Source organism: Methylobacterium sp. Gmos1, from assembly GCF_053764715.1.
This window is the reverse complement of record NZ_JBSNCC010000048.1, coordinates 1-6,942: the sequence shown is the minus strand read 5'-3', so window position 1 is coordinate 6,942 and position 6,942 is coordinate 1. Positions and strand designations below refer to the sequence as shown.

At 57.6% G+C, this 6,942-nt stretch carries 6 protein-coding genes and 2 pseudogenes; 3 read left to right on the top strand and 5 right to left on the bottom strand.

What is annotated here, in order from left to right; all coding sequences use genetic code 11:
* Positions 1 to 360 precede the first annotated feature (360 nt).
* Together ACS5PV_RS32600 and ACS5PV_RS32595 are read right to left on the bottom strand one after the other, a co-directional pair.
* On the bottom strand, positions 361 to 561 hold the full coding sequence (locus ACS5PV_RS32600) for a hypothetical protein (RefSeq protein ID WP_143132200.1): 201 nt from the start codon (positions 559 to 561) through the stop codon (positions 361 to 363).
* A gap of 375 nt (positions 562 to 936) precedes the next feature.
* Positions 937 to 1,395 (bottom strand): hypothetical protein, encoded by a 459-nt coding sequence (locus ACS5PV_RS32595; RefSeq protein ID WP_143132201.1) that lies wholly within the window; start codon positions 1,393 to 1,395, stop codon positions 937 to 939.
* A 124-nt stretch (positions 1,396 to 1,519) separates the two neighbouring features.
* Here ACS5PV_RS32595 and ACS5PV_RS32590 point away from each other — a divergent pair.
* Positions 1,520 to 1,648: pseudogene (locus ACS5PV_RS32590) on the top strand (Y-family DNA polymerase); the annotation flags it as partial.
* Positions 1,649 to 1,966: 318 nt separating this feature from the next.
* Here ACS5PV_RS32590 and ACS5PV_RS32585 read toward each other — a convergent pair.
* Entirely contained in the window at positions 1,967 to 2,689 is a 723-nt protein-coding gene (locus tag ACS5PV_RS32585; RefSeq protein WP_455399457.1) for a LuxR C-terminal-related transcriptional regulator, read from the bottom strand.
* 660 nt (positions 2,690 to 3,349) lie between these two features.
* On the opposite strand from ACS5PV_RS32585, the gene ACS5PV_RS32580 reads away from it, so the two are divergent.
* Positions 3,350 to 4,642: a glycosyltransferase gene (locus tag ACS5PV_RS32580; RefSeq protein ID WP_455399456.1), complete on the top strand. Its 1,293-nt coding sequence runs from the start codon at positions 3,350 to 3,352 to the stop codon at positions 4,640 to 4,642.
* Positions 4,643 to 4,684: 42 nt separating this feature from the next.
* Here ACS5PV_RS32580 and ACS5PV_RS32575 read toward each other — a convergent pair whose 3' ends face one another.
* A complete protein-coding gene (locus tag ACS5PV_RS32575; RefSeq protein WP_455399455.1) occupies positions 4,685 to 4,951 on the bottom strand; it encodes a tyrosine-type recombinase/integrase in 267 nt (88 codons plus the stop codon).
* Positions 4,952 to 5,268: 317 nt separating this feature from the next.
* A complete protein-coding gene (locus ACS5PV_RS32570) occupies positions 5,269 to 5,814 on the bottom strand; it encodes a hypothetical protein (RefSeq protein WP_455399454.1) in 546 nt (181 codons plus the stop codon).
* A 606-nt stretch (positions 5,815 to 6,420) separates the two neighbouring features.
* Here ACS5PV_RS32570 and ACS5PV_RS32565 point away from each other — a divergent pair.
* Positions 6,421 to 6,779, top strand: a pseudogene (locus ACS5PV_RS32565) (VOC family protein).
* Positions 6,780 to 6,942 lie beyond the last annotated feature (163 nt).

Below are 6,942 nucleotides of genomic sequence, written 5' to 3'. Positions count from 1 at the left end.
CGAGGCGGGTGCGGCGGCAGAAGGGGGGCGATCGCAGCCCAGAGATCGTCAGGGAGAAGCGGGCGAGCCATACCACCCCAACGCCCAACCGACCCAATCGTGCCGTTCTGTTAGGCGCTCTAAATCAGAAGCGCCCTCCATGGGCGTTTCCTCCTTGGACTTCGGCCGCTCGCAAGGGCGGCCTTTTGTTTCTGAGGATGCGGCGGCGGTCCGGCTGTCAGCCCCCAAACGTTGGGCCACCACCGAATGCCGCCCACGCATCGCAATTTCATCAACTTTACTGTATAATATAACGGTCGCCTCACTCCTCAAGGAGGCTAAGGATGCGGTTGACCAGCACACTGGGCTGAAGAACCCTCTTCAATCCACATCGTCAGATGTTTTAGATTGATCCGATGGCTCCTCAGGCTGCCGTCGCGCAGTAGACCACTTTGAAGACTTATTCTGATGCTTCTTATTAGTGGGTAATTTTACCGGCATGTCTGACAACCGCGCCACGCGCTTTTGAAACTCTTCATTGGAAGGGCTGCTGGCAGCACCGGTGATGAAGCTCTTTGCCACAATAATCTCTCCCCTTTCTCGGCATTTCTCCGAAATCGATAGATCTGGAGAGAGTGACAGAGCGTGTGCTCAGCATAAGCGAAGCGACGAAGCCCAGTGATCCGGCCAAAGATCGATCTGTTTTATATGGGTTGTCGTTATTTCAATCGCAAGACACACCGAAAAATATCGCTTTTTTCTGAGGCACCAATGAAAAATAGATGCTCGGGTGGTTCGTCACAGGCACGGCCGCTCTGTCGCCTCGTGGAGGCTGGCCCAGACGTTCTCAGGATAAAGGCGCCTTACCGCCGTCACGGCATCCGGAGTGCCCCGAAGGGCGGGATGCCCGCCCCAACGCCAGCGCCGGCAAATGGCACGGTGGTGGAGTGCTAGCCGCTACACCCGCCAGGAGGTGCCTTGGGATCGCATCGATCGGTAGGGGCGGCGGATCGCGTCGAGCTGGCGGATGATGCGGCCGGCAAGGTCGTCGTCGTACCAGCGGGTGTACATGATGACCCGCTTCGATCCCGGCTTGAGGCGGGTCGAGAAGTCGTCCGAGTACCAGTCCCACACCCGATCCCGGATCCGTCGGCTCTCGGCGTCCTTCCAGCTGCCGAACGGGTCGTCGATGATGCCAAGGTCCGCGCGGAAACCCGCGATGCCGACGCCGACAGGCAGGTACTCGCCTCCTTCCGTCGTTGCCCATCGGTAAGCCGCGGCGCTGTCCTCGGACAGGGTGACGCCGAGGTCACCGCCATGGCTGGCGATCAGATTGCGGGTCTTGCGCCCCCACCGCTCCGCCAACTCGCTGCTGTGCGAGGCCGTGAGGACGTTCCGGTCGGGGTTGTCCCTCACGTTCGACAACCCGGGAGATGGATCAGGAATTCGCCTTGGAGGACTTGGAGGAGAGCCTGCTCTGGAGCGTGCTGCTGTTCTCGGTGCGCTGGCACCACGTGAAGGCGCGGACGAGCTTCGTGCGATGAGCCGGGGGATCGCGCTGATCGACGGCAACTCCTTCTACTACTCCTGCGAGCGCGTGTTCGACCCAAAGCTCACCGGCGTGCCGGTGATCGTGCTCTCGAACAACGACGGCTGCGCTACACCGCGCGTCGAGGGCTGCGAGTTGCACGAGCACGCCCGCCAGCGCAACTCGGGCTGTGCAGTCTTCAGGCGTCGTCTGCATACGGCGGGACGTCAACAAGAGTGCCAATCAAGCGGAGCAAAGCCTGTTGCTCTGGTTTCCCGCTTCCATCGCTCAGGAAAGCTCCTAGCTCGATATGGCGCAGACGGCTACCTGACGGACCGTTGGGCTGATGGATAACGAAAGTTCTACCATCCACTGGTTCTCGCCCTAGGTACCAACAATCCCCCTTGGGATTTCTATATAATTCTCTTCGGTTTGACATGTTTTATTTCCTAAAAATTGTTATATGTTTATATTTTTATGTGTCTGAACAACAGCTTCTGTTCTATTTGTGACGCCGAGTCTTCGCATGATATTTCGAACATGAACCTTGACGGTGCTTTCATTCATTTTTAGCTCAAATGCTATTATTTTATTCGACCGGCCCGTCTGCAGCTGCTCTAGCACCGCGCTCTGGCGTGGAGTGAATTGGCTGCGAGGCGTTACAGGCTCAACAGGTTCGCAATGTTGGAATACGCAGCTCGAGGGGATGAAAATTCCTCCAGCTTGTACCAGTCGTATCGCCTCAATCGCCACATTGAGACTGACGCTGGTCGGGATATAGCCGTGTACGCCCTTACTCAGTTGTTCAACGACGCCAGCTAAATCTTCGCTGTCGCACAAAAGCACAAACCTAGCCTCGATACCGGAGCGAAAAAGAAGATCATTACGATCCTCTTTGGTTTGAGGAGTCTCGAGCGCATCACAGCATATGATAATGATGTCTCCTTCCCTACATAATATTTTCGACTGATCCCATTCATCGATGGATGCAAACGACATTATGGTTTGGTCATTAAATGACTTAATCAAGCATTTTTCAAGGCAATCGCGAAGCATCTTACGACTTTCAATAACATATATTGATGAATTGATATCTATATTTTTCGACAATGTGATCGTAAAATCCCTATGGTCTTCGAAAGATAAATTTTTGTCATTACTCATATCGTCATTTATGGACATAACCTATAATCCTATGATTGTGTTTACAGCTAAGTTGCTGCTGTCATGCATGTGTATCACCACCAAAATAAGTAGCATTAATAAAATATAAGTTTTTATGGCGGTCATAGATCGAACGTTTTGGGAAAAGTGCTAAATGACATTGCTCTGGATGCGACCTCGTTGCAGACAATTTTTCGCTTCTAACGTCGCCGCCACGCCAGCCAGCCTACTCCGCCTGACGATAGGACCTACGAGCTGTAGGCAGTGAGGCACCGGCTTGTGATCTGGATGGGGCGAGCCGGGACAAGGGGTAGGTCGAAAACTCGCCCGGCTCGCTACGGCTGCCGGCGTTCCGCATCACGACAGCCGTGCTTCTCCTGGCATTGCCATGGACAGGCGTCATTATCGAAAGCTAATGTGGCGGGGAACGAAGAAGGCCCCGCCGCCGATCGCTGCATTCTGATATATCGAACATCTAATATCAGGCTTATTATAATTTTTTCACAATTGTTATTTTGTTACCAAATTTTTCTGCTATCTTATATAATGCGTATTTTCAATTGGCAATGATCAATGTCGTTCATTATGCGCCATCAATAACGGAAAAATAATGAGACGCACTCAGAGGCTTATCTTTCGAAGGCGCTGGCGCTGTCTTCATTGCATCCCGGTACGACCATGATGATCGACGAAAATCGCCGCGTTTTCCTCGTAGCTCTTGGCACTCATGGGGATATTCTTCCTGTTATCGCACTCGGCGCAGCGCTTCAGGCACGCGGCCATCAGGTATACCTCGCAGCACCCGAACCGTTCATGCCGCTTGCCGCTCGCGCTGGTCTGCTGTTCCACGCTATCGGCACATCAGCCGACTTCGAACACGTAATAAGGCAGCCGGCGCTTTGGCACCCGATCCGCGGTGCTCGCATCATGCTCAAGGCAATCGCAAAGGCGATTGAGCCGACCTACCGCTGGCTGGAAGCGGAGGTTTGTCCGGGAACTGATTTGGTGGTCGCCTCCACCCTCGCGCTCGGAGCCCGGGTAGCACAAGAGCGGCTTGGGCTAACCCTGACGACCCTTCACCTGATGCCTATGCTCGTCGAGAGCCGCTTCGCGCCACCACGATTGCCGGGTCTGCCACTGCCCAACCTATTACCGGCTCGCTGGCGACATGGAGTCGGTCGCGGCGCAGACCTGTTCGTCATCGACCCTGCTATGCTGCTGCCGCTCAACGCTTTCCGGGCTGAGCTCGGGCTCGCTCCCGTGAAGCGGTTACGGGACTGGTGGCACAGCCCCGATCGGGTACTGCTCGCCGTACCGGACTGGTACTCCCCGCCACAAGCCGACTGGCCGGAGCAGCTCCGCCAAGTCGGTTTTCTGCTCGCCGATACCTATGGCGACACCGCCCACCTAGCGCCGGACCTACAGGCGTTTCTGACCGCGGGACCGGCGCCGCTGGTCTTCACCTACGGCTCGGCGATGGCTGGTGCGCAGTCGTTCTTCGCCACCTCTGCAGAGGTGTGCCGGCTCTCGGGACAGCGCGGCATCCTGCTCGCCGGCCGGGCCGAGGAGATCGAGGCCGAGCTGCCAGCCGGCGTGATGCATGTCCCCTACGCGCCGCTGAGCCGGCTGTTGCCGGTCTGCGCAGCGCTCATCCACCACGGTGGGATCGGCACGGTGGCGCAGGCGCTCGCCGCGAGCTGCCCGCAACTCATTGTACCGGTAGCGTTCGACCACGCCGACGAAGCGCAGCGGGTGGTGCGTCTCGGGGTTGGCGCCTCGCTGAGCCGCTGGCGCTTCACCGCTCGCCGAGCCCGGCGCATGATTGACGGGCTGGTGAGTTCCGCCGCTGTGTCAATCGCCTGTCGCCAGGTGCAAGGCCAGATGTCGGCCGGGAATGGAATGGCGGACGCCTGCGAGGTTATTAACGACTTGGTGTCTAAGCCAAACAAGCAAGATTTGCCGACCGCATAGATGCCTGCTCGACACCGCGTCGATCGTGGATCTGATGATGGTCTACAATAACCCACTCCCCGAGTGCCCCTTGAACGCATTCGCCCGACGGATGTAGCCAACGACCGTCCGGGTATCCCGGTGCCCGGACTGGTCCATGATGCGAGCGAGATCCGCGCCACGCTCGGCCGCGGTCGTGATGTAGCCGGCCCGCAGGGAGCGAGCCCCGAACGTCGAGGCATCGAGCCCGGCCGCGGTCGCGTACCGCTTCACGATATCAGCGGCGGCTTGGGTGGTGAGGCGTGCGGGGTTGGCATCCCCCGTTGTCATTCGAACCCTGCCCGAACGCGACACCGGCCGGAAAACAGCCCTCACGGAGCGGTACAGCGCCCCGGCCGGCATATAGGGGGTGATCTTACGTCTCCGGCGAGGCTAAGGGCATTTTGATTACCCTTTGCGCCAACGAGGCGCGTTCGGGCCGATTGTTCGTTGTGCCGCGCGACCTCGTGATCGACAGCTTCGCGGGCCTCCTAGTGCACTGACGCCTTCAAAAGGTACACAGCTCGTTGCGATTTCCGGTGCGTTTGCAATTGGTTGGCGAGAGCGGGCGTGGTGCGTTCGTCCGCGTCAGTGCACTAGCGCCCGCGTCAGTGAGCGCGACCATCCTGCGGGATTTGGTGAAAACTGGTCACTGCGTTGTGTAGTGCGGTGAAACCACCTTTCAGGTTACCAGCTTCAACCAAGAATTCGTATGGCGCCTCATTCTTATTAATAGCAGTATGATCGATCATCAGGCGCCTAGTGTTTTTAGTGATATCATAAGAATCAGATATTTTGAACAACAGGCTTTTTTGTGAGGAGCGATCTACAATGCTTACCGCCCGTATGGCACTCCATGGTATCCAGCCCGTCGATATGCGGCGATCGAAGATGCCTTGGTCGCCAACCGAAACAACAGAATTTGTATTTATTAAGTCTTTAGAAAAAAAGGCTATATAAATAGCAAAAACAAACAATGCAAAATATATAGAGAATTCTCCGACTCCTCCCTCTACCATGCTATTTGGTCCTGCTGCTCCCGGCCTGATATAGAGGAGGAAACCGCAAAATATCAAGGCTATTGCGGTAGCAGCAAATATTATACCGGTTCTCTTTTGAGAGATTGATATATTGAATTGTTCGCGACTGGCCATGACAACCTCCGAAGCAGAAACGACATATTAGCACATTCAAACAAATATCGTAGATATTTTTTTAGCTTTGCTTTGGCGATGTCGGCTCGCAGCAAGATAATATTTCACAGGCGGCAATACGTTGGCGGGCTGGTGTCTCAGCGGAGACCGTGGGCAACATCCGGCGGGCGCTGCCATGAGGCCTCGGACAGGGGCCTGGTGGCCGGCATTTCAGCGTCGGACGGACGCCGCAGCGAAGCCTCTGATCCGACACGGGAAATCGGGAAATCGAGAATTGCCCCGTAAGTGCGCCCGTTCGGGACTTCGCGCCCGTTCGGGACTTCGCGGGGGTAGAGCGCCTACCCGACTCCCGGCCGGCGAGCGCACCATTCGCGGCATCGCAATCTTCGCCGGATGGGCAGCATGAGACGGGTGAGCAACAGCGGATCGGGTGCCCGGCCAGCGCCACCATCGGGCAAGCCAGCGCCGGCCGACGCCCGGCAGCAGGTCGTTGACGTTGCCGTGGAGTGATGCGAGCTACCGCGGCGGGCAACCGCCTACCCGTCTCCAGGCCCGACTGGGGCTAACCCAGGACGCCATTTCCGGAGCGACGCATGTTCACACGTCATTATCGGCAGCAACGACCTGGAGCGGGCACGGGCCTTCTACGATGCGACGTTCTCCGCTCTCGGCGGCAAGCCCGGCAAGATGGATGAGCGAGGGAGGCTGATCTATGCCCACGAGGGTAGTCGGCTGATGATCACGAAGGCGATCGACGGCAAGCCAGCGACCGCGGCCAACGGCGGGACCATCGGTATCGTCGCTGCGAGCCGCGATCACGTCATCGCGTGGCACGAGGCTGGTACCGCGCATGGGGTACCGCCATCGAGAGCCCACCCACAGAGCGTCCGAACGGCGCCTTCGTGGCCTATCTCCGTGATCCGGACGGCAACAAGCTCACCGCACGGACACGACCGGTGAGTTGACGTGGCTGGGATACGCCAGAAATCCGCAGCGGAGGCGCTGTGAACCGCTCCGGGTTTTTCGGAGGCTGTTTGTCTTGGGTCAGGCGGCCAGGGCGTGGTCGCCGACGTTGGCATGATAGCTCGCTTCGGCCTCGGCGGGAGGGACGTGGCCGATTGGCGCGAG

Bases quoted from the DNA above. Each gene is read 5' to 3' on its own strand.
- ACS5PV_RS32585 (WP_455399457.1), bottom strand. From the start codon at position 2,689: ATGTCCATAAATGACGATATGAGTAATGACAAAAATTTATCTTTCGAA.
- ACS5PV_RS32580 (WP_455399456.1), top strand. From the start codon at position 3,350: ATGATGATCGACGAAAATCGCCGCGTTTTCCTCGTAGCTCTTGGCACT.
- ACS5PV_RS32575 (WP_455399455.1), bottom strand. From the start codon at position 4,951: ATGACAACGGGGGATGCCAACCCCGCACGCCTCACCACCCAAGCCGCC.
- ACS5PV_RS32570 (WP_455399454.1), bottom strand. From the start codon at position 5,814: ATGGCCAGTCGCGAACAATTCAATATATCAATCTCTCAAAAGAGAACC.